We start from the raw sequence: 20,809 nt of genomic DNA, 5'->3' as shown, positions 1-20,809 counted from the left end.
TCAGCGAATGTGAAAAGTGTTGGTATGAATGGATTCCGCGTGTTCTGTATCATTCATCGCCGAGCAGCGGAAAAACAGAAGATTGGCGGAAAGAAACAGGAATTCTGAATCTGTATCACTCTTTTTTTCCAAAAAGCAAAGGGACAGTTTGTGTTGTGATAAAAGTCACATCAGGTTGTCTTGTAATTTTATGAAGTATCGTTGACAATGAAAAAGGGAATATAGACCGTGGAGGTGCATAAAATGGATTTTTTGCTGTTGGAAGACCGTGCCGATTATAGAGCAGGTGATTGGGTGACGTTAAAAGTATCGACTGAAGGAACACCGCGAACGGGAATGATTACGGAGTTTGAGGAAGACGGCTTTTGGATTCGTTTTGAAGATGACTTTGATTTTGAAGACTTCATCGGATATAAAGAAAAATACTTGGCGAAGCTGATTCGTCGCCCGAGTGATGTCCGATCCGATTACCCGGTGCTCAGTCAGTTTCCGAAACTGGCGAATGAACTGCAAGACCGGGTCATTCAAGGGTTCGATATTTTGACGGAAGAAATAAAGAATGACCAGGAAGTGGTATATCACATCCGGCTCATCGACGCCGGAAACGAATACACACAAACGTTACGTGGTCTGCGTGACGAAACGACCGATCAATTTGAATATGTCACAGAATGATGCAGAAGAGAGTAGGAGAATACACGTTATGGACTTTATGAAACCTTTTATTACAGAAGCATGGGAGCGTGCACGTTTCGAGACGATGATGCCGGTCCAAGAACAGGCGATTCCGTTGTTACGGGACAGAAAAGATGTGTTGGTCGAAGCACCGACCGGAACCGGAAAAACATTGGCTTATGTCATTCCGGCGTTAGAATTGATTGACGCAGCGGAGCCGCATATTCAAGTCGTCATCACAGCACCGACACGTGAACTCGTCATGCAGATTCACCAAGTCATTCAACTGTTTGCACAAGGCAGCGGGATTAAATCAGGTGCCTTCATCGGTGGCGTCGAATTAAAACGTCAACACGAACGGTTGAAGAAAAAACCTCAAATCATTGTCGGGACACCGGGACGTCTGGTGGAATTGATTGATTCTAAAAAACTCAAGATGCACAAAGTAAAGCTGATTGTTTTAGATGAAGCGGATCAAATTTATGAGAGCGGCATGAGTGCATCGGCAACGCGGATTGCCAACAGTGCACTCCGTGACCGGCAGTTGGCTTTTGTTTCGGCAACATTACCGGAGCGGACAGCCGAGTGGGGGAAAACATTGTTTGCAAACGAGCCGGAACGCATTCGCGTCGAACGTGCCGTCAGCACACAAGTGAAATTTGGTTATATCGAAATGTCACGCCGTCTCAAGCCTGAATATTTACGCCGGTTGGCAAACATGCAGGGAGCAAAAGTACTGACCTTCATCAATAACCGTTCTTTCTTGGGACCGCTTAATGGAGAATTAAGCAAGTTTTCATTGAAGTATCGGATTTTAGATGCTGAAAAAGGAAAGCGGGAACGGATGGAGACGCTGCGTTCGTATAAACGCGGAGAGTTCCCGTTACTCGTGACAACGGGATTAGCCGCACGCGGACTCGATATCGAAGCAGTCACACATGTCGTGCATTATGATTTACCTGAATCATTTGATGACTTTGTTCACCGTTCGGGACGTACGGGACGTGGGAATGCTTCCGGAATGGTGTTAGCTCTTGTCACGGATCACGATTTAAGACACCTGAAAACATTGGCGAAACAAATGGGTGTGGAGATGGAAGAGATGGAGATCTATCGGGGAGAAGTGATTCCGAAACGGGAAGTCACTGAACCGGAAACAATCAAACGACCGGCGAACCCACACCGGAAAGGACCGACACGATGAAAAGTGAGCGAAAGATAATCCCTTTTCCGACGACTGTATCGGAAGCAGAGATGAATACAGCGCTTAAAACGATGTATCAAGAAGCGGCGACTGCCCGAAGTTCGGACTGGGTCGCCTTCATCGAAGAAATTGCAACGGAAGGCCGTTGGTATCTAAAGGATGCTGAATTATTCCGTGATCTGTTTGTCGATTGGGCGATTTTTTATGAAACCGATGAACAGGGAAAAACACCACACGGTCGTTTCTTGGAGCAAGTCAAGGAAGACATGTCACCGAGTTTGTATCGGGCGCTGAGAGGATTGGCGGATCCGGTTCCGTCGCTGTTTCTCGTCGAAGAAGAAGGCGTCGTCGATATCATGTCAAAACAGACGTATCAGACTGACTTAGCGGAGATTGAGGTCGAAACAGGAGACTTACTGATTGGGAAGTTGCTGTATATCTCAGGCAAGTGGCGTTTTGCGATTGCCTATATGAAAGTTGCTAAAGCACTTGTTCCGGAAGTCCGGATTCTGTTAGCTGATTTTGTGGATGAGGTCGGAGAAGATGCACTGTTACGGCAATACCCTGAATTTTGCGCCGAGCTGATTGATTTGTTGCTCGACATCGAAGAAGGCAATATCGCACCACGTCCGGAAGCATAAGAAGAAAAGGCTGACGCAAAAGTTGGCCGTTATACAGAATGGGGGGCCGATGTAAAAATCGGCCCCCCATTCTCGTTCAGACGAAGTTACTCGTTTTTTTCGTCGGATCGGTATACGCCAATCCCGTTTTTTTCGTGGTTTTTAACCCGATACATGGCAAGATCAGCTTGTTTGATCCATTGTTCCAAATCAGCCCCGTCCTCTTGACGGGCGATGCCGATACTAGCGGTGACAGATAAAGCTTGATCGTGATAAACGTACGGTTGACACAGCAACGTCAAGAAGTGTTTACAACGCCGGCGTAACGACAGCTCATCTTCAGCGGACGTCAACAAGGCGAATTCATCTCCGCCAAGACGATAAACGGATTCCTCCCCGTGCAGTTCAGCGGAAAGACGTTGCGCGACTTCGATCAGGATGAAGTCACCGGCTTCATGGCCGTGCGTATCGTTGATGAGCTTAAAGCCGTCCAGATCGATGAGTGCCAGATAGTTGAGGGAGGACGATTTTTGATGAAACGTTCGTTCGAGTGAACGGCGATTTCCGATATCCGTTAATCCATCATGGTAAGCATGGTATTCAATCCGTTGTGTTCGTTTCATCCGCTCTGTAATGTCGTGAAGAATCAAAAAATGGCCAACAGGTACTGTGGCGATTTTGATGGGAATCGGAATCAATTCAAATTGTTGATGCGCTTCATTGTGATAGCGGGTAATTCCTTTAGCCAGTGCCGCTTGCAAGTGTTGGAGTTCATTTGTCGGCGTATCAATCGTCATGGCGGATAACTTGAAGAGCTGTTGAGCAGAACGATTTGCATAGATGATTTGTTGTGTTTGATTCAACCGGACGATCGGGTCAGGGTGACCTAAAAAAAGCGGGATGACCTGCTGTTCACTTTCCCTGATCTGTTCTGTCCGGTGTTGAATGCGTGTCGCCAATTGTTCATTTCGTGTATCTAATTGTTTGACGATCGATGTATGTTGTCTCGTAATCAAAATCTGTCGGATGATCAATAAAAATAAAATGATGAAGATGTCACGTTTCTCACCTTCTTGCTCGATCAGGTAGTGAACAAATAAAGGTAAGGACAAAAAGGGAAGCCAGGCTCTTTGAACGATTGATGACGTATCCGAACCCTCATAAATATGGTCGATGTGCCAAAGGATTGCTGCACTTTGAGCTAAACGAATCAATATCGGTGAAAAAATCAAATATTGAGCCGTGAATTCCGGGAAATAGACGGATGATATTTCATAAATGCCCCGAATAAAAATCGACAAAAACAGTAAAAATAGAGTCGTCCGTGAGACCCAATGGGTCTCTTGGATGAAGAAAAAGTAAAAAAATACGAACAGACCAAGTGATGTATTGATGATGACGACTAACGAATAGGGAAACGGATTGATTGCAGGATTGACCCATTCGTTAAGACCATGAAACGCGACGAGAGCCAAAAAAATGACCAGAATCATCGCATCCATAAACGCCAGGACATGTTGACCAAAACTTTTTTTAGAGGCAACGCGGTAAAAAATAGCGTACAGGAATAAGTAATGCGATAACGAAAACAACACTAAGCTATAAAGTCCGGAAAAGTTGTCCGAAAGACTGAACAAATGAATGGTCTGCAAAATGGAACCGATGACCGACAAGGTAAGCGATCCGAGAGCGAGCAACCAAAAATTCCGACGTGGAACAATCAGTTGCTGTTCTTTTCGGTAAGCAACGATGATAAAAAAGGCAATCAAAAAAAGTGAGAGATACTGTAACACCTGTTCGACGATGATGTTTGAAATCGATTCCTGCGTAGACGCAATCAGCATTAACGTCACTGAAATGAGGAGCAGTGGTGGGAACCATTTTATGAAATAGGGAGATTGCTGCATCAAACCGCCTCCTAAAGATGACCTGCGATGACGTGACTGGATTAACCAACTTTTCCCGTCTTTTTTCTATCATACACTGCTTTTTCCCAGTTCATTCAATTCAAAAAAATAAATCGTATCCGAACGTCTCGTGGACGAAGGGATACGATTCAGAAAAGGAGGATGGGCTTAATTTTTATAATTGTCGTACGCCTCAATTTTTTCAGAGAGGTAGGTCCAGTATTCCATCAATTGATCGATGTGCGCTTTTGCTTGTTCAATCTGTTGATAGATGTCATTGACCTGACCGAGGTCACTTCCGGACGAAGCGAGTTGCTGTTCAAGTGACTCAGCATGAAGTTCAGCTTCTTCAATTTGAGCTTCAATCGTTTTCCAGTCGAGCTGCTCTTGATAACTTAATTTTTTCGGTACTTCAACGACTGTTTTTTCGACAGGAACAACTTCTTTCGTGACCGGTGCGTTGGCAGGAGCGGGTTCCCGTTGCTCCAAGTAATCGGTATATTGTCCGTAATAAGACACGACTTCTCCGTTCTCAAAGGCGAGTAACCGATCGACGACGCGATCAAGGAAATAGCGGTCGTGACTGACGGTAATGACCGTTCCCGGGAACGATTCCAAATAGTCTTCGAGAACAGAAAGGGTTTCTGTATCCAAGTCATTGGTCGGTTCATCGAGAAACAGTACGTTCGGCTCATCCATCAAAATCGTCAACAGCTTCAAACGTCTTTTTTCGCCGCCGGATAATTTGCCGATTGGTTTATACTGTGCCTCCGGCTTAAACAGAAACTGTTCGAGCATCTGACTTGCCGTGATTTCCTGTCCGTCCAGCGTCGTGATGACCTGGGCAATCCGTTCGACTTCTTCGATGACACGGCGCTCGGGGTGACTGAATTCGGCAAATTGACCGTAAAAGCCGACCTTCACCGTCTCGCCATGAATGATCTCGCCGCTCGTCGGTTCTAAACGTTTGGCAAGAATCGATAACAACGTCGATTTACCGCTGCCGTTTCGACCGACGATCCCGTATCGTTCTTTGCGACCGAACAACCAGTTAAAGTCGCTGAACAATGTCCGGTCACCAAACTGTTGATGGACAGCGACGGCCTCGATGACTTTTTTGCCGAGCCGTGTCGAACCGACCTGAACTTCGAGCGCTGCTTCATCTTCCTCGTACGATAACTCTTGCAAGGCATCGACCCGTTGAATCCGTGCTTTTTGCTTCGTCGTCCGCGCTTTTGCCCCGCGCCGTAACCATGCCAGTTCACGGCGCAAGATGTTTTGGCGTTTTTCTTCCATCGAAGCAGTCCGTTCACGGCGTTCGGCCCGTTTTTCAAGAAACGATTCGTAGTTCCCGACATAAAAATAAGCTGTTCCGTTGGCAATCTCCATCATATGGTTCGTGACACGGTTTAAAAAATACCGGTCGTGGGTGATGAGTAAGATGGCACCCCGGTACTCTTTGATCTGTGATTCAAGCCAAGTGATGGTTTCAGCATCCAATTCGTTTGTCGGCTCATCGAGCAACAATAAATCGGCCTCGTCTAACAAGGCTTCCGCCAAACCGACACGTTTGCGCTGACCGCCGGACAGCGAACCGATCGTTGCTTCGAGATTCGTGATGCCCAGTTTATTTAAAATCATTTTCAAGCGTGATTCGGTGTCCCATGCATTCGCAGCATCGATTTCCGTTTGCGCACTGATGAATCGCGTCAATAACGTTTCATTTGCGGGATCCTGCTCAAGGGCGAGGCGGGCGATTTCATAATGGCGCAGGGCGTTGATTGTTGGTGTGTTTCCAGACAATAAGACTTGCATGACCGTTTGATCTTCCGGATAATCCGTTGACTGCGACAGCAGGCGGATCCGGTAATCATTTGGATGCTGAAGCTCACCAAAGTCAGCTGTTTCTTGTCCGGCTAATATATGAAGTAATGTCGATTTTCCAGTACCGTTGACACCGATGATCCCGATTCGATCACCGGGACTTACGGAAAACGTGACATCTTCGAAAACAATCTTATCGGCGAATTCTTTTTTTAGTTGATCGACTTTAAGTAACATGTCAGACTCCTTCTACAATTTCCTTGATTTGTTGTTCGACCGTTTGGACTAACTCTTTTTGAGTCATCGTCGCAGGATCGATGGGTTTTAAAATCGTCACGTCGACAGTGGCCGGGCGAATACGTCCCGTTTCCTCCATGACACGATAGCTGCCGGAAATCGCGATCGGGATGACGAGCGCACCGCTTGACGTCGCAAGTGTAAAGCTGCCTGCTTTGAATTCGGCAACCGGTCCTCCTTTTGAACGCGTCCCTTCCGGAAAGATGATCATGGATTGTCCGTCCTTGATCGTTTCGATTCCGGCACGGATAGCCTTGAGGGATTGCCGACGATCTTTGCGGTCAATCATGACACACCCCATCAGATTCATCCAGACATTGACGATGGGAATCTTATTGACTTCGATTTTTGAGATGAAGGCTTTCGGCTTGTCGATCTTACCAAGTAAAATCGGGACGTCAAAATTCCCTTGGTGATTGGCGATGAAAACAACCGGTTGATCAGCGGGAATGTGTTCTTGTCCCGTCATGCGAACTTTGACGCCCGCAAGACGCAACAGTGAATTGGCCCAAGTTTGTGCAACTTTTTGCGTATAAGCATACCGCGCAGCGTGCGTTCGACGTTTTGCCCCCGGAAGAAACGGTAATGTAAGGGGTAGAACCAGTCCAAAAAAAATGAACCAGATGATAGTGCGTAACATAGTGGCATCAGACTCCTTTTCCTCATTCCTTATTATTGTACAAAAAAAGACCGGGTATCGCACCCAGTCTTCCTCATCATTCCCAATAACGCGGTTCTGATTCCTCTTCGGTTTCGCCAAGCTCAAACGTTAAACGCCGAGTGGTCGGGTCAATCGAAAAAGAAGCATTGGTATTATCAATCTGTTTGATCTCCATCGACTCTTCGTCAAGGATCAGTGTCAAGCGGACCTTGTCCTCATGATCGACAAGCAACACACCGTCTTCTTTCAGCCAAAGATCAATGACAGGTGAATAACGAAGGGTCCAACCGTTTGATAAAGGTATTTCATTCATAGGGACTCGGTTCCTCCTAATAAGAAGTTAAATCAGATTCTTTATTTATCATGCTGTTCTGTCGCAGATAATGCAAGTGGTGGAATCGATTCGCGTTGATCGTAAGACAATTGGTACGATTGTTCCCGCTTTTTCATGCGTTCATACTGTTTTTTGACACGACGATGTTGCACATATTCATGATAGGACTGATGAGACGTCCGAAGGAGCTGTCTGAAAGAAGAGAGCGACAAACAAATGGCGAGTGTGAAGACGAAAACACCGATTGAATCCGTGTAATAACCGGACGTGTAGCTCAAATATGTACTGATAAGACCCGTAAGCGTCGTAAAAAGATAAAACCACATGACTTGCCCTCCTTGGTTAAATGGTAGTGATACCATATAAAGAATTCGTGATGAACATCCGATTTCCTGTATCGCCCAGTAAAACTTCGGAAAAAATAAAAAAATCCACACGGAAGGTGTAGATTTTAGGGTGTATCGATATGTTGGAGTGCTGGTGTCTTCGGAGACAGATCAGTGCTGTTCGAACCTTCTGCGAAAACGATTCCGATCGTTGCAAGAAATGCAAAAAATGCAAATACCAATGTTTTTGTAAAGCGTCTTGCGAAAGAACGCGATTGAATGTTATGAAACATGTTTTTCCCCCATATTTACCTAAACTAAACCTTCTTTTTCCTATTGTTTTATCATAGCTCTTTTTGTCAAAAAAATCACTCAAATCAGAACCGTTCACAGAAATGTCATATTTGATCCCGCTTGCTTCATGTCAGAGAGGGGAGGAAAAAGAGTATAGTATGGTAGGTGATACAAAGGAACCGTGAGAAATCAATTGAATTCATAGAAGGGAGATGACCACAAATGGCATTACGCGCCGGGCAGGTTGTCACATTAAAAGTAGAACGAGAAGCAGAATTTGGTGTTTTCTTGAGTGACGGGGAAGAAGACATCTTACTTCATAATAATGAACAAACTAGAAAGTTAGAGCTTGATGAAGAAGTAGAGGTCTTTCTTTATCAAGACAATGAAGGGCGTCTCGCTTCTTCGATGACGATTCCGGAAGCATCGTTTGAGGACTATGTCAAAACAACGATCAACGGGACACGTTACAATACAGGTGTATTCGTAAACATCGGTATTCAGAAAGATGTTTTAGTGTCGCTTGACGATTTACCGCAACGCCGGACATTTTGGCCGGAAGAAGGAGATCAGTTATACATCCGCCTGAAACACGATCAAAAACTTCGCTTGCTCGGAGATCCAGCTCCTTATGCTTATTTCAACTTACGTGCGACACCAGCACCGGAAGAGTGGAATAACATGGATGTTGAAGGGCTTGTGTTTGCTCAACGTGATCCGGGTGTAAACGTCTGGGTCAACGAACAAACGATTGGTTTTCTGCATGAACAAGAGATGGAACGATGGCCGCGTCTTGGAGAAGTTATGAAATTACGGGTGACAAATGTGAAGCCAGATGGTACAGTATTACTTTCAGCAAGACCACGTGCTCACGAGGCAATCGACATCGATGCGGATTTAATCCTGACTCACCTACTTGAACATGGTGGTCAGATGACGTATGGTGATAAGACACCTCCTGAGACGATTGATGAGGTATTTGGCCTAAGTAAGGCTGCCTTCAAACGTGCTTTAGGTCGATTGTTGAAAGATAAAAAAATAGAAAAACATGAAACGGGTATCCGGTTAACGAAATAAGTTAACCCAATTAAACCTACGTTTCGAATAAATAGTTAGGAATTCATCATTTTGGTGGTTGCGGCTGGTATTTACCGGCGACCATTTCCAAATAAAACCCCATCACTAGTGGGGGCAAGCGGCGCGAATTTAAGCGTTGAACGGTCCGGGCATCATGCCTTTCCCTCGCCCTTATGGCAACGATTATGATGGTGACTTCCCTAAACATTATTATATGCAGAAATAGCCTCTATCTTTAAGGATGAGCTTCTGCTATAATAGGTAGTCGATTGTATTCGTTACGGTAGCGTCTGTTTAGTGGCAGACGCTTTTCATATGACAAAGGAGAGTATTTAGCATTGACAACATTTCGTGAATTAAATCTTAGTGAGGCACTTATCAAAGGTGTCCTAAAAATGGGCTTTGAAGAAGCAACTCCAATCCAAGCAGAAACAATTCCAGTCGGTCTTAGCGGCGTTGACTTAATCGGTCAAGCACAAACAGGAACAGGGAAAACAGCAGCATTCGGTATTCCAACGATTGAGCGTCTTGACGCAAAATCACGTCATATCCAAGCTTTGATCCTTGCACCAACTCGTGAACTTGCGATTCAAGTAGCAGAAGAACTTAACCGCATTGGTGAAGTAAAACGTGTTCATGCTTTGCCAGTATACGGTGGTCAGCAAATCGACCGTCAGATTCGTGCGCTTCGTAAGAACCCACAAATCGTCGTCGCGACACCTGGTCGTCTAATGGACCACATGAACCGTAAAACATTAAACCTTGATCACGTTCAAACCGTCATCTTGGATGAAGCAGATGAAATGTTGAACATGGGCTTCGTGGAAGATATTGAAAAAATCTTAGGTACACTTCCACCGACTCGTCAAACACTTTTATTCTCTGCAACAATGCCACCACAGATTCGTAAAATCGCAGATCGTTTCATGACGACTCCGACTCACATTAAAGTAAAAGCAAAAGAAATGACTGTCGAAAACATCGACCAATCATTCATCGAATTAAAAGAAAATCAAAAATTCGACGTTCTTTGCCGCTTGATTGATACGGATTCTCCTGAACTTTCAATCATCTTCGGTCGTACGAAAAAACGTGTTGATGAGATGACAGAAGGACTTGTTCAACGTGGATACACGGCTGACGGTTTACACGGTGACTTGACACAAGCGAAACGTGACCAAGTTATCCGTCGTTTCAAAAAAGGAACAATTGATATCCTTGTAGCTACAGACGTAGCGGCACGTGGACTTGATATTACAGGCGTCACACACGTTTATAACTTCGATGTACCACAAGATCCGGAGAGCTATGTTCACCGTATCGGTCGTACAGGTCGTGCTGGTAAAACAGGATCAGCGATCACGTTTGTTACACCACGTGAATTTGGTCAAATCAAAACAATCGAACGTGTCACAAACAAAAAAATGTCACGTCGTCACGCACCGACACTTGATGAAATTCTAGAAGGCAACTTGAAGCTTGCTGCACAAGAATTAATCAAACGTGTAGAAGCGAAAAACTCACAAGAGTATACAACACTCGCTCAAGAACTTCTTGAAGAGTACGAAGCAGTTGAATTAATCTCAGCAGCGCTCAAAGGATTGACGAAAGAGCCGGATGCAACGCCAGTTCAAATTTCTTCAATCGAACCAATTCGTGTGAAACGTTTTGGAAGCAACGGTGGCGGCGGTAACCGTCGTCCTTACGGTAACAAAGGTGGATCAGGTTCTGGTTCTTCTTCTAACCGTAGCAGTGGCGGCTACCGTGGTAGCAACCCGCGTGGTGGAGAACGTCGTGAAGGCGGTCGTCCTTCTGAAGGAAACCGTAGTTCTTCTTCTTCATCGTCATCAGATCGTCGTGAAGGTGGATACGCTGGTCGTAACCGCAGTGAAAGTGATCGCAACCGTGGTGGACGTAAACCACGTTTTGAAAAATAAGAAGTTTGAACCGATTTGTCACAGACAAGTCGGTTCTTTTTTATGAACTGTCATGATAAAATGAGCAATGAAAGATATAGAGAGGGCGGAATCGTTCGTGTATACAATCTACGCTGTAGCATTCATTTGTCTGATTGTGCTTGTCGTCGCGACGAAACGAATTAGTGAGCGGACGACGAAGGGGCATTTCCGTTATATTCCGTTGGCGAGCTTGCTATTCGGAGGGATCATTTTCCTTGTCCTTGCGATTGGGAAAGGCGGGGCGACCGGCATTCAATACGGTGTCCTCAGCATCATCTATCTCACGGCGACATTTGGTGTTTATCTGTACATCGCAATCAGAAAAGATACGACCTTATTTTAAAGACAGGACCTCTCTGATTACAGAGAGGTTCTTTTTTTGATAAGATGGAACAAGAGAAGAGGGGGGAGCAGAATGGATGCATTAGATGTCATTGTTCATCCCGAACAGATTGAGGCCTGGTTCCAACCAATCGTTGGTGCGGCGCCTTTTAAAGTAGAAGGGTATGAAATTCAGTCACATTTCCGTGGAGAACCATTAAAACCATTTTTTCAAGAAGATGACGTTCCGATTGAGTATCAATTGGAAGTGATGAGTCACGTCATCCGGCATGCGTTTCAAAAAGTGCCAGCCGATGCACATTCTTTTGTCTTGATCCGTTGCCGACCGGCTTGGTTGTTTGAGAACGGTGGAGAAGATTTCTTGAGTATCTTACGTGATGCGCAAATTGATTTTCCGGAAGAACGGTTGTATGTCACATTAACCGACGTGCAAGTGGATGATTTTGACCGTCTTGGTCGAATCGTCGCCTACTATCAGAATTCCGGTCTGAAAGTGGCACTCGACCGGGCGGAAGCGACAAGTCTCGAACGGGTGTTTTCGATGTCACCGGACATGCTGATCGTCGATTTAGCATCGATGATCGAGAAAAAAACGGTTTCCGCCAGTTACCCCCACCTGTTACAGACGATGGAACATCTCTGTGATCAACTCGGGGCACCATTACTTTATAAAAACATCAGCCACCTTGGGCAATTGCGGTATGCCTGGCAGCATGGTGGGCGGTACTACATGGGGAATCTGTTGGGCGAAACGACGCCGAACTGGGTGACGACATGTCCCGGCATGGAGATTCTTCTTCATGAGGTACCGATGTTTTACAAATATGACCGGGAACAGATGAACCGGTTGTTTCAACTCGAGCAAGACTGGACGATTCGCTTTAATGAATATTGCCAGACAGTCAAACCAGATGAAGCACTTGATGATTGGCTGTTGATGTTGGCGAAGAAAATGGAACCTGAATTCATCCGGTTTTATATTACGGATGCCAATGGCTTCCAACAATCGTCGAATATCAGTAAAAAGAGCGGGGACTGGAAACGGTACTCCTTCTATCGAGGATACAACTGGAGTTTTCGACCGTATTTCATCCGGACGACAGTGGCGATGGAACGACGTCATACTGGTTACCTGTCTGATCGATATGTCGATTTTAGTTCGGGCGAACAAACACGGACGTTCAGTATGCCACTGAATAACGGTATGTTTCTATTTGCTGATATTTCAGCCGAATACCTATATCAAGCACGACTAAGTGAATGAGGAGGAAATGAATGATGTTAGATTATGATTATGAAGCGTTACGCGAAATTGGACGGATTGTTGCGATTGCACGCGATGAGATGGCAAAGGCAGTCACACCGGGAATCACGACAAAAGAATTAGATGAGATTGGTGCGCGTATACTTAAAGAACATGGTGCCGAATCGGCGCCAATCGTCATGTACGACTTTCCGGGTGCGACATGTATCAGCGTCAACGAAGTGGCAGCGCACGGGATTCCTGGCGCGTATGTCATTCAAGAAGGGGATATCGTCAATGTCGATGTCTCAGCCGTCAAGAATGGCTATTATTCCGATACGGGAAAAACGGTCATTGCGGGGCAAGCACGTCGTCCGGAAGACGTTCGCTTAGTCGAAGTCTCTCTGTCGGCGCTCGAAAAAGGGTTGGAGAAGGTCAAGGCCGGAACAAAGGTCAATCAGATCGGTAAAGCGATTTATGCAGAAACACGGAAAAGTGGATTTACTGTCATTCGTAACCTGGCAGGTCACGGATTAGGTAAAACCTTGCACGGGGAACCGGAATCGATTTCGAACTATTTCAGCCGCGAAGAAAATGACCTTCTCAAAGAAGGGCAAGTCATCGCTGTCGAAACGTTCATCTCGACAGGAGACGAATTCTGTATGGAAGATGAAAAGGATGGATGGACTTTATATACACCAAACAAAAGCCTTGTGTCTCAGTTTGAGCATAGTGTCATCGTTTTAAAAGACGGCTATGAAATTTTGACGAAAGTCGATTAAGCACGAACTTTTCATCGGGGAAAAGAAAAAGAGCAGCGGAGTCCAGTGAAGACGGATCCGTTGCTCTTTTTCGTTACAAAATAAGACGGGATTGACTCAGACGATGGAGGCGTTCGAGCGAAACGGGATGCTCTTGATAGCGGATGCTTCCGTTTTCGACGACGTAGTCGTGTTCAAGCAGATCTTCGACGAAATACTGATCGGTGCCAGCCATATCGATTGGATAGGCGAGACCGGGCAAAGTGGCGAATGCCAGCGTTTGTCGTCGTCCAATGCCACTTTCGAACATGCCGCCTAACCAGTAAGGGGACATCTGTCGGACTTCTAGCGCTGTCGTCAAACCACCGAGGCGAGCCGGTTTGATGTTGATGATGTGACCTGCTTGTAAGGTCTGCATCAATGCAGCATCTTGTGTCGTGTGAATCGATTCATCCAGACAAAGTGGTGTCTTCAGCAAAGAAGCAGCCTGTTGATGACGTAACCAGTCATTTGCCGGAAACAGTTGCTCCATCATGACCAACGAGAACGTATCCCATGTTTGAAGGACAGGGAGGTCGGATAATTGAAAACTTCCATTCGCATCAAACATCAACGGTGCCTGCGGAAACGCCGTTCGGACGTGTTCCAAAATATGCGTATCTGTTGGGGCAAGCTTCAGCTTGATGCGTCCAAAGCCGTCTGCAAGCGCCTGTCCGACTGCATCAACTGTCGCGACGGCCGAGGAACGGCCGAGTGCCTTTCCACACGGAATCGTTTGTTGCTCATCGCCGCCGAGATAGGAGGCGAGCGATTGTTCTTGAGCTTGCGCAAATAATTCGTAGACGGCTCCGTCAAACATTGCTTTTGCCATTTGATTGCCTTGAATGGACCGGAAGCGTTCTGTGACATCTGCCGGGGCAGAGAGGGGCTGTGCGCTGAGCAGACGGTAAAGCAACGGCGACAAAGCACGCAGTGAGGCTTGTGTTTCGGCTGTATACCAAGGTGTATCGAATGCGACACCTTCCCCGTAGCCGATCCGTCCTTCCTGGTCGGTCAGACGGAGAATCGTCGTCTGCCGTTCCGCCAAGGTCGAAATCGCTGTGTGCATCGGTTGCCGGAACGTCAAACGGACATCAAATAGTTCAGCGTGTCGGAGTTCGATCTTCATAACGAGTCCTTTAACTGACGGCGGATCAGCTTGCCGTTCGCATTGCGCGGTAATGTATCACGGTAAATATAGGCGACCGGACATTTGTATTTGGCGACTAAGCGCTCCATCTGTTGCCGGACGGATGCTTCTTCCAACGTGCTGACGATGAATGCGACCGGCACCTGCCCCCATGTCGGATCAAAGCGGCCGACGACCCCAGCTTCCGTGACGCCTGAAATCGACAGTAACGCAGCTTCGACTTCTGCCGGATAAACATTTTCGCCACCGGAAATGATTAAATCACTCCGTCTGTCGAGTACATACAAGTAACCTTCTGGATCAATCCGTCCAAGGTCTCCTGTTTTTAGATAACCGTCAGGTGTAAAGGCAGCCGCAGTCGCATCTGAATTTGCGAAATAGCCGTTCATGACAGTCGGTCCCTTGACTTCGATTTCCTGATAACGGGTGATGCGGATTTCTGTCGGGGCAATGGCTTTGCCGGCAGAGCCGATTTTTCGAATCGCATCTTCCGGCAAAAGCGTGGCGATTTGTGAAGCCGTTTCGGTCATCCCATATGTCTGCATGACAGGAATACCGCGGTCTAGTGCGCGGGTCAGAATCGGTAATGGAACAGGACCACCCCCGGTCAAGACGACGCGTAAATCATAACGGCGTAATCCTGCTTCGAGTAACCGGTCCAACATAACGGAGACAAGCGAGATGTGCGTGACGGCTTCCGTTTTGATCCAGTGAATGGTCTTGTTCGGTGAAAAATGGGGTTCCAGGATGAGTGGAGCACCATAAATCACGGACCGGTAGACGACGGCTAAGCCGCTCATATGGAAAAGCGGCGTGACGACGAGAAAACGATCGTCAGGCAACGAACCGATATGACGGGCAGCGTTCATCGCACTCGAAAAATGATTGAGCATCGTCTGTTCGACGGCTTTTGGTTGTCCCGTCGTTCCGCTCGTAAACAACATGGATTGAATGTAATGTTTCGGCATGTGACGCACCAGAATATCAGGTGCTTGACGCGTCGCTTGAAACGGCAGACGTTTGACCGTCGAATCGAGGAGACGATCCGAGATGACGTATTTAACGTCCGCGCGTTTCAACTGGGCGTTCACTTCCGTCTGACTGAGCCGAATGTTGATTGGAACGATTGTTAATTCAAGTAACTGCGCCGCATGGATGGCGATGATGTAGGCAGTGCTTGAGGGGCCGTACAAGGCAATCCGGTCACCTCTTGAGAGAAGAAGTGCCCAGGAGCTGGCCAATTGATGGGCTTTCGTGTAAAGCGCGGACCAGGTCAAACGTTCGGTGTCGGTGATCAGTGCCGGATCATCCGGCTGTTCTTTGGCGCGGGTATAAATCCAAGGGTACAAAAAACGTCACGTCCTTTCTGGATGATGATACGAAAAAGGTTCAAGTCTTTCGACATTGAACCTTTTTTGTATTATGGGAATCGTGGAAACTGTCCGAAGTCAGGATCACGTTTTTCTTTAAACGCATCGCGTCCTTCTTTTGCTTCATCTGTCGTGTAGTACAACAATGTCGCATCACCTGCTAATTGTTGGATACCCGCAAGACCATCTGAATCGGCATTGAATGCCGCTTTTAAGAAACGGAGTGCCGTTGGTGAATGCTGAAGGATTTCAGAACACCATTGGATGGTTTCTTGCTCGAGGTCAGCGAGTGGCACGACTGTGTTGACGAGCCCCATGTCGAGTGCTTGTTGTGCATCGTATTGACGGCAGAGGTACCAGATTTCACGCGCTTTTTTATGACCAACGACGCGGGCGAGGTAACCAGAACCGTATCCAGCATCAAACGAACCAACTTTAGGACCAGTTTGTCCAAATTTAGCGTTGTCTGCTGCAATCGTCAAATCACATACAAGGTGAAGGACATGTCCGCCACCGATGGCATATCCTGCAACCATTGCGATGACCGGTTTCGGGATGACACGAATCAGACGTTGTAAATCAAGGACGTTCAGACGCGGGATTTCATCTTCGCCGACGTATCCGCCATGACCGCGGACCTTTTGGTCGCCGCCTGAACAGAACGCCAGATCACCTTCACCAGTCAAGACGATGACACCGACATTTTGATCATCGCGTGCCCGTGAAAATGCATCGATTAATTCATGGACGGTTTGTGGACGGAAAGCATTCCGTACTTCAGGACGGTTGATCGTGATCTTGGCGATCCCATTCCATTTTTCATACTTGATGTCTTCGTAACTACGGGCAGCTGCCCATTCTGGAACGTATCTCATTTCAATTCCCCCATTTAATTAATTAAGAGTAGTTTCTCTACCATTGTAACAAACTTTTCCGGTTGGTCGATATGTGGGGCGTGTGATGCTCCGGGAATTACATGAATTTTTTCGGGTGAAGCAGCTTCGAACGCGATCCTTTTAAATTTTTCGTCTTCCGCACCGACAATCCATTCAATTGACGGATGGTTGACCCACTGCCAGACGGAAGGCATATTTCCGGTACCTTGTGCGACGAGCGAAGCGGCCAGACCTTCAGCGGACTGGGTCAGACGGCTGTTGCGAATGCGTCGTCGTGTTTCGATCGGCAGGTGCTGCTGACTTGCAAAAAGCGGGATCGATTCCCAGTAGTCGATGAATGCGGCAAGCCCATCCGTCATCAAACGTTGAGCAAGCACTCGATCACCTTGGCGCCGGAGTTGCCGTTCAGCGGCAGAACGAAGACCAGGGGTCGTGCTGACGGCAATTGTTTGCTGGACACGATGTGACGTGACGGCAAGCATCAAAGCGATCCGCCCGCCCATCGAATAGCCTAAGACGGTCCATGGTTCGGTCCGTGTAGCGAGCAAAGCGTCTAAGTCCTTCACCTGCGCGGTCAGACGCATGCGTTGATAAGAAGCCATCTTCGTCCGGCCATGTCCAAGTAAATCGATTCGGTAGACCGTATAATGCGACGCCAAACGGATGCTCAAGTCGGACCAGGTCGCGCTGCTTCCCGTGAAACCGTGCAACAGCAAAAGCGGTGGTCCTGCGCCTGTGATCTCTACATGATAATCGTGTTGGCGAAGCTTCATTGGAAGCGCTCCTGCAAGGCTTGGTTCGTCAGCTCCCAAATGCGACGGTGTAAGCGGACGTTTTCCGGACGGTCGGTTCGGATTTCAAGAATGCGTGTCGCGACCGGAGTAGTCTGCAAGGCAGTCTTTAAATCCGGAATTGAGGAAATCAGTTGATAGTCGACACCATAGCCGGAAGCCAGATGACGGAAATCCAGTTCTTGTGCCGTTCCGAAAAGCGGTTCAAAGACGGCCGGATCCAACGTTTGCTGGGGGAGGAAGTTAAAAATCCCACCACCTGTGTTGTTGATCAACAAAATCGTCATCGGTCGCGTCCGCGCCATCATCAAGCCGTTGATGTCATGGATGAACGCCAGATCCCCGACTAATAAGTAGCGATGGTCGGCATCATACGTCGCACCAAGTGCACTCGACACGATACCGTCAATGCCATTCGCTCCTCGATTCGCAAGAATCCGGAGTGGAGTGCCGGTCGGTAAGAAGGTGTCCAAATCACGAATCGGCATGCTGTTCGAGACGAACAGACTGCCTTGCGTCAATACATCAAGGGCACGCACGACGTTGTACTCCGTCAATTGTTCGGTATCCAGTGTCTCAAAGACGACTGCGACAGTCTGTTCTGCTGCTTGCAGCGTACGCAGATACGAGATATCATGCGCCGTCTCCGGCATCGCTTGAAGCTGACTCGGGTGACCGCTTAAAAATTCAGCATGCAACTGGGGATCACGCCAATTTCCCGGATGCCCGACAACGGTCGTCGGGATGTCCTTTGACCACAGCAGGTATGGTTTTGACGTCGGCATCGCTCCAAAACGCAAAATATGTTCCGGGCGGGCTTTCTGTTGAACGGTTTCATCTTTTAACCACGTGTCATAATACCCGAAAACGGTCGCATACGAAGACTGACGGCCTTGACTGAGCGGGTCAGCGAGGACGGGAATATGCGAACGTTCCGCGTAATCCAGAATGAATTGTGTATCCGTTGCTGAAAGTTGAGGTCCGATGACAATCAAAAGACGTGGAATTGATAAAATTTCACTCAATTCCTCTGAGAGCGACGGAGCGATAGCACGTAATGGACGCCCGACGGATTGGCCAGTCTGTAACAGGTCCAATTCCGGAATCAACGGTTCGCGAAGAGGGACGTTGATCTGAACAGGACCAGCCGGTTCTGTCATCGCAAGCAACGCAGCGCGTCGCGCGACGTGTTGGACGTACGTGAGTCCTGCTTCTTCCGGCAAGGGTAGATCAAAAGCGTGACGGACCTGTTTGCCGTATAAACCAACCTGATCGATGGCTTGAGGAGCTCCGACCCCGCGTAATTCGTGGGGGCGATCGGCCGTGAGGACGATTAAGGGCAACTCAAAGATATTGGCTTCCGTCACGGCAGAATAATAGTTGGTTGCAGCGGTACCGCTCGTACAAATCAAGGCGACAGGACGCAACGCGTCGTCAGTTCGCGTCAATCCCAAAGCAAAAAAACTAGCCGACCGTTCGTCAACGAGGACGTGGGTGCGGCTAGACGGGTGAAGAAAAGCAGCGATCGCAAGCGGCGTCGAACGTGATCCCGGACTGATGACGAAATCACGGACTCCGCTGCGGACTAGATTATCGATTAATGTATGCACCCATTTAGTCAACATAAACATCATCCTTTTCTATGGTACAGAGTTGCGAAAGTGCTTGCAGCATTGGTGATAATTTTGTTCCGGTTTCTTCGAGTTCACTCTGCAGGCGTGACCCTTCGACAAGGCCGCAACCGGCATACAAAACAGCAGAGCGGTCCGTAAACAGACCTGACCGAATCGCAACGATGAATTCACCGTTTTCCGCACCGTCCATCCAACCAACCGGTGAACCGTACCATCCGCGCTCAAACGTCTCGATGTCCCGGATTGCCGCAACAGCTGCTTCCTTCGGCTCGCCGCCCAAGGCAGGAGTCGGATGAAGTTTTTCAATCAGCTGAAACAGACTGACTTCAGGTGAAAGGCTGGCAGTAATCGGCGTATACAGATGTTGGATATGGCGGTTTTTCAACAACATCGGTTGCTCGGGTTTTTCGAATCGCGTCGAAAGTCCGCGCAACGTCTGTTCGATGGAATCAACGACAATCGCATGTTCGACTCGGTTTTTATCGTCCTGTAAGAGCGTTTGTCCAAGCGCGTAATCCGTCTGCTCCAACTCGTGGCGCGGAGCTGAACCGGCAACAGCCGCCGTTTGAATTTCCTGACCGGTTTTTAGAATCAAACGTTCCGGCGTGGCTCCAAGGAAGGCTTCTTCCAGTGTCGGCTGAAAGAAAAAGATATAGCTGCCGGGCTGTGATGATTCAAGCTCTTGAACAAGTCCGGCCAGATCGACGGGTTGATCTAATTCATAAACGACTTCCCGGGCTAACACGATCTTTTTTAAGGTCGTTTTTAACAGTTGTGTCGCTTGATGGAAAGACGCTTCGAACGCATCGTTTCCGTCACGGGTCAAACGAATGCGTGTAACGAACTGGCTAGATTTCGGTGTATGCAGCTCCGCATATTCGACGGCCAATTGATTCAGAATCTTTTCCGCGTTAGACTGCGGTTCGACAAACGCGAAAATCGTTACGGTCGTATGCCCGTCTTGCTCCAGATATAAAAATTTCGGAATCGTCATCGACGCTTCCCCGAAAGCAGACCAACGATAGTCCGGTTGCTTCAGTTCAGCGAACGAAAATCCGCAAAAGGCAAACAAATCGTTCCCGACATGATCCCGGTTCAAGGTTGCCCACTTCGATTGCATCCGTAAAAAACGGTCATGTCCGGAAGTCTTCAATTGTTGTGCGATGCCAAAACCAATTGCACGCATGGACCGATCCGGTGTCGTAAAATAAAAACGTTCTTGTGTCCCAAATGTCAGTGTGCTGACGTCTTGTGCCTCGACTTGCCATGAATATGAGGCGATTATAGCTCGTTGGTATGCATTGGCATGACCGACGGCTTGTTCAATACATTGTTTAAGCTCTTGTTGAGCGTAAGCCATACCGCTCATTGCCCCCTAGTCTATAGATACTGTGATACGTTTCACT

General features: G+C 47.5%; 20 protein-coding genes. 8 read left to right on the top strand and 12 right to left on the bottom strand.

The window, feature by feature from the left end; translation table 11 throughout:
* Positions 1 to 243 precede the first annotated feature (243 nt).
* From KNP87_RS09985 to KNP87_RS09975, 3 genes are read left to right on the top strand one after another with little or no spacing between them, the layout of a single operon-like run.
* Positions 244 to 675 (top strand): hypothetical protein, encoded by a 432-nt coding sequence (locus KNP87_RS09985; RefSeq protein ID WP_119923726.1) that lies wholly within the window; start codon positions 244 to 246, stop codon positions 673 to 675.
* A 28-nt stretch (positions 676 to 703) separates the two neighbouring features.
* Complete coding sequence (locus KNP87_RS09980) at positions 704 to 1,879, top strand: DEAD/DEAH box helicase (protein ID WP_026833820.1); 1,176 nt, start codon at positions 704 to 706, stop codon at positions 1,877 to 1,879.
* Between the two features lie 50 nt (positions 1,880 to 1,929).
* Positions 1,930 to 2,520: a hypothetical protein gene (locus KNP87_RS09975; RefSeq protein WP_251135539.1), complete on the top strand. Its 591-nt coding sequence runs from the start codon at positions 1,930 to 1,932 to the stop codon at positions 2,518 to 2,520.
* Positions 2,521 to 2,606: 86 nt separating this feature from the next.
* On the opposite strand, the gene KNP87_RS09970 is transcribed toward KNP87_RS09975, so the two are convergent.
* From KNP87_RS09970 to KNP87_RS09945, 6 genes are all read right to left on the bottom strand, one after another.
* A complete protein-coding gene (locus tag KNP87_RS09970; RefSeq protein ID WP_214721560.1) occupies positions 2,607 to 4,406 on the bottom strand; it encodes a sensor domain-containing diguanylate cyclase in 1,800 nt (599 codons plus the stop codon).
* 168 nt (positions 4,407 to 4,574) lie between these two features.
* Entirely contained in the window at positions 4,575 to 6,467 is a 1,893-nt protein-coding gene (locus KNP87_RS09965; RefSeq protein WP_214721559.1) for an ABC-F family ATP-binding cassette domain-containing protein, read from the bottom strand.
* Position 6,468: 1 nt separating this feature from the next.
* Entirely contained in the window at positions 6,469 to 7,167 is a 699-nt protein-coding gene (locus KNP87_RS09960) for a lysophospholipid acyltransferase family protein (RefSeq protein ID WP_026833816.1), read from the bottom strand.
* Between the two features lie 76 nt (positions 7,168 to 7,243).
* Positions 7,244 to 7,501, bottom strand: a complete 258-nt coding sequence (locus KNP87_RS09955) for a hypothetical protein (RefSeq protein WP_012369519.1) — start codon at positions 7,499 to 7,501, stop codon at positions 7,244 to 7,246.
* Between the two features lie 41 nt (positions 7,502 to 7,542).
* Positions 7,543 to 7,848: a hypothetical protein gene (locus tag KNP87_RS09950; RefSeq protein WP_026833815.1), complete on the bottom strand. Its 306-nt coding sequence runs from the start codon at positions 7,846 to 7,848 to the stop codon at positions 7,543 to 7,545.
* 125 nt (positions 7,849 to 7,973) lie between these two features.
* Positions 7,974 to 8,141 carry a hypothetical protein gene (locus KNP87_RS09945; protein ID WP_012369521.1) on the bottom strand — a complete coding sequence of 56 codons (168 nt, stop codon included), beginning with the start codon at positions 8,139 to 8,141 and terminating at the stop codon, positions 7,974 to 7,976.
* A 223-nt stretch (positions 8,142 to 8,364) separates the two neighbouring features.
* Here KNP87_RS09945 and KNP87_RS09940 point away from each other — a divergent pair, with 223 nt between their 5' ends.
* The 5 genes from KNP87_RS09940 to map all read left to right on the top strand — a co-directional run bounded on the left by KNP87_RS09940 (position 8,365) and on the right by map (position 13,544).
* Complete coding sequence (locus KNP87_RS09940; RefSeq protein ID WP_214721558.1) at positions 8,365 to 9,219, top strand: S1-like domain-containing RNA-binding protein; 855 nt, start codon at positions 8,365 to 8,367, stop codon at positions 9,217 to 9,219.
* A gap of 338 nt (positions 9,220 to 9,557) precedes the next feature.
* The gene (gene cshA / locus KNP87_RS09935; RefSeq protein WP_214721557.1) at positions 9,558 to 11,156 is read left to right on the top strand and encodes a degradosome RNA helicase CshA; all 1,599 of its coding nucleotides are present in this window, start codon (positions 9,558 to 9,560) and stop codon (positions 11,154 to 11,156) included.
* Positions 11,157 to 11,253: 97 nt separating this feature from the next.
* Positions 11,254 to 11,520: a hypothetical protein gene (locus KNP87_RS09930; protein WP_026833812.1), complete on the top strand. Its 267-nt coding sequence runs from the start codon at positions 11,254 to 11,256 to the stop codon at positions 11,518 to 11,520.
* Positions 11,521 to 11,592: 72 nt separating this feature from the next.
* Complete coding sequence (locus KNP87_RS09925; protein WP_214721556.1) at positions 11,593 to 12,783, top strand: EAL-associated domain-containing protein; 1,191 nt, start codon at positions 11,593 to 11,595, stop codon at positions 12,781 to 12,783.
* Positions 12,784 to 12,797: 14 nt separating this feature from the next.
* Positions 12,798 to 13,544 (top strand): type I methionyl aminopeptidase, encoded by a 747-nt coding sequence (gene map / locus KNP87_RS09920; RefSeq protein ID WP_369877630.1) that lies wholly within the window; start codon positions 12,798 to 12,800, stop codon positions 13,542 to 13,544.
* A 73-nt stretch (positions 13,545 to 13,617) separates the two neighbouring features.
* Here the strand turns inward: map and menC are convergent, their stop codons facing one another.
* The 6 genes from menC to KNP87_RS09890 form a co-directional block, all read right to left on the bottom strand.
* Positions 13,618 to 14,691, bottom strand: coding sequence for an o-succinylbenzoate synthase (gene menC, locus KNP87_RS09915; protein WP_214721555.1), 1,074 nt, complete (start codon positions 14,689 to 14,691; stop codon positions 13,618 to 13,620).
* On the bottom strand, positions 14,688 to 16,061 hold the full coding sequence (menE, locus tag KNP87_RS09910; protein WP_214721554.1) for an o-succinylbenzoate--CoA ligase: 1,374 nt from the start codon (positions 16,059 to 16,061) through the stop codon (positions 14,688 to 14,690). Before menE ends, menC begins: the two co-directional genes overlap by 4 nt.
* Positions 16,062 to 16,132: 71 nt before the next feature.
* On the bottom strand, positions 16,133 to 16,957 hold the full coding sequence (menB, locus tag KNP87_RS09905) for a 1,4-dihydroxy-2-naphthoyl-CoA synthase (RefSeq protein ID WP_026833807.1): 825 nt from the start codon (positions 16,955 to 16,957) through the stop codon (positions 16,133 to 16,135).
* Between the two features lie 14 nt (positions 16,958 to 16,971).
* On the bottom strand, positions 16,972 to 17,751 hold the full coding sequence (menH, locus tag KNP87_RS09900) for a 2-succinyl-6-hydroxy-2,4-cyclohexadiene-1-carboxylate synthase (RefSeq protein WP_214721553.1): 780 nt from the start codon (positions 17,749 to 17,751) through the stop codon (positions 16,972 to 16,974).
* Positions 17,748 to 19,394, bottom strand: a complete 1,647-nt coding sequence (menD, locus tag KNP87_RS09895; RefSeq protein WP_214721552.1) for a 2-succinyl-5-enolpyruvyl-6-hydroxy-3-cyclohexene-1-carboxylic-acid synthase — start codon at positions 19,392 to 19,394, stop codon at positions 17,748 to 17,750. The genes menH and menD overlap by 4 nt, the downstream gene beginning before the upstream one ends.
* On the bottom strand, positions 19,384 to 20,763 hold the full coding sequence (locus KNP87_RS09890) for an isochorismate synthase (RefSeq protein WP_214721551.1): 1,380 nt from the start codon (positions 20,761 to 20,763) through the stop codon (positions 19,384 to 19,386). Before KNP87_RS09890 ends, menD begins: the two co-directional genes overlap by 11 nt.
* Between the last annotated feature and the right edge of the window lie 46 nt (positions 20,764 to 20,809).

It is taken from the genome of Exiguobacterium sp. s192 (genome assembly GCF_018618795.1).
GTDB lineage: Bacteria > Bacillota > Bacilli > Exiguobacteriales > Exiguobacteriaceae > Exiguobacterium_A > Exiguobacterium_A undae.
The sequence above is the reverse complement of the archived record's forward strand: the minus strand, read 5'-3'. Positions and strand labels throughout refer to the sequence as shown.

Bases quoted from the DNA above. Each gene is read 5' to 3' on its own strand.
- KNP87_RS09985 (WP_119923726.1), top strand. From the start codon at position 244: ATGGATTTTTTGCTGTTGGAAGACCGTGCCGATTATAGAGCAGGTGAT.
- KNP87_RS09980 (WP_026833820.1), top strand. From the start codon at position 704: ATGGACTTTATGAAACCTTTTATTACAGAAGCATGGGAGCGTGCACGT.
- KNP87_RS09975 (WP_251135539.1), top strand. From the start codon at position 1,930: ATGAATACAGCGCTTAAAACGATGTATCAAGAAGCGGCGACTGCCCGA.
- KNP87_RS09970 (WP_214721560.1), bottom strand. From the start codon at position 4,406: ATGCAGCAATCTCCCTATTTCATAAAATGGTTCCCACCACTGCTCCTC.
- KNP87_RS09965 (WP_214721559.1), bottom strand. From the start codon at position 6,467: ATGTTACTTAAAGTCGATCAACTAAAAAAAGAATTCGCCGATAAGATT.
- KNP87_RS09960 (WP_026833816.1), bottom strand. From the start codon at position 7,167: ATGTTACGCACTATCATCTGGTTCATTTTTTTTGGACTGGTTCTACCC.
- KNP87_RS09955 (WP_012369519.1), bottom strand. From the start codon at position 7,501: ATGAATGAAATACCTTTATCAAACGGTTGGACCCTTCGTTATTCACCT.
- KNP87_RS09950 (WP_026833815.1), bottom strand. From the start codon at position 7,848: ATGTGGTTTTATCTTTTTACGACGCTTACGGGTCTTATCAGTACATAT.
- KNP87_RS09945 (WP_012369521.1), bottom strand. From the start codon at position 8,141: ATGTTTCATAACATTCAATCGCGTTCTTTCGCAAGACGCTTTACAAAA.
- KNP87_RS09940 (WP_214721558.1), top strand. From the start codon at position 8,365: ATGGCATTACGCGCCGGGCAGGTTGTCACATTAAAAGTAGAACGAGAA.
- KNP87_RS09925 (WP_214721556.1), top strand. From the start codon at position 11,593: ATGGATGCATTAGATGTCATTGTTCATCCCGAACAGATTGAGGCCTGG.
- map (WP_369877630.1), top strand. From the start codon at position 12,798: ATGTTAGATTATGATTATGAAGCGTTACGCGAAATTGGACGGATTGTT.
- menC (WP_214721555.1), bottom strand. From the start codon at position 14,691: ATGAAGATCGAACTCCGACACGCTGAACTATTTGATGTCCGTTTGACG.
- menB (WP_026833807.1), bottom strand. From the start codon at position 16,957: ATGAGATACGTTCCAGAATGGGCAGCTGCCCGTAGTTACGAAGACATC.
- menH (WP_214721553.1), bottom strand. From the start codon at position 17,751: ATGAAGCTTCGCCAACACGATTATCATGTAGAGATCACAGGCGCAGGA.
- menD (WP_214721552.1), bottom strand. From the start codon at position 19,394: ATGTTGACTAAATGGGTGCATACATTAATCGATAATCTAGTCCGCAGC.
- KNP87_RS09890 (WP_214721551.1), bottom strand. From the start codon at position 20,763: ATGGCTTACGCTCAACAAGAGCTTAAACAATGTATTGAACAAGCCGTC.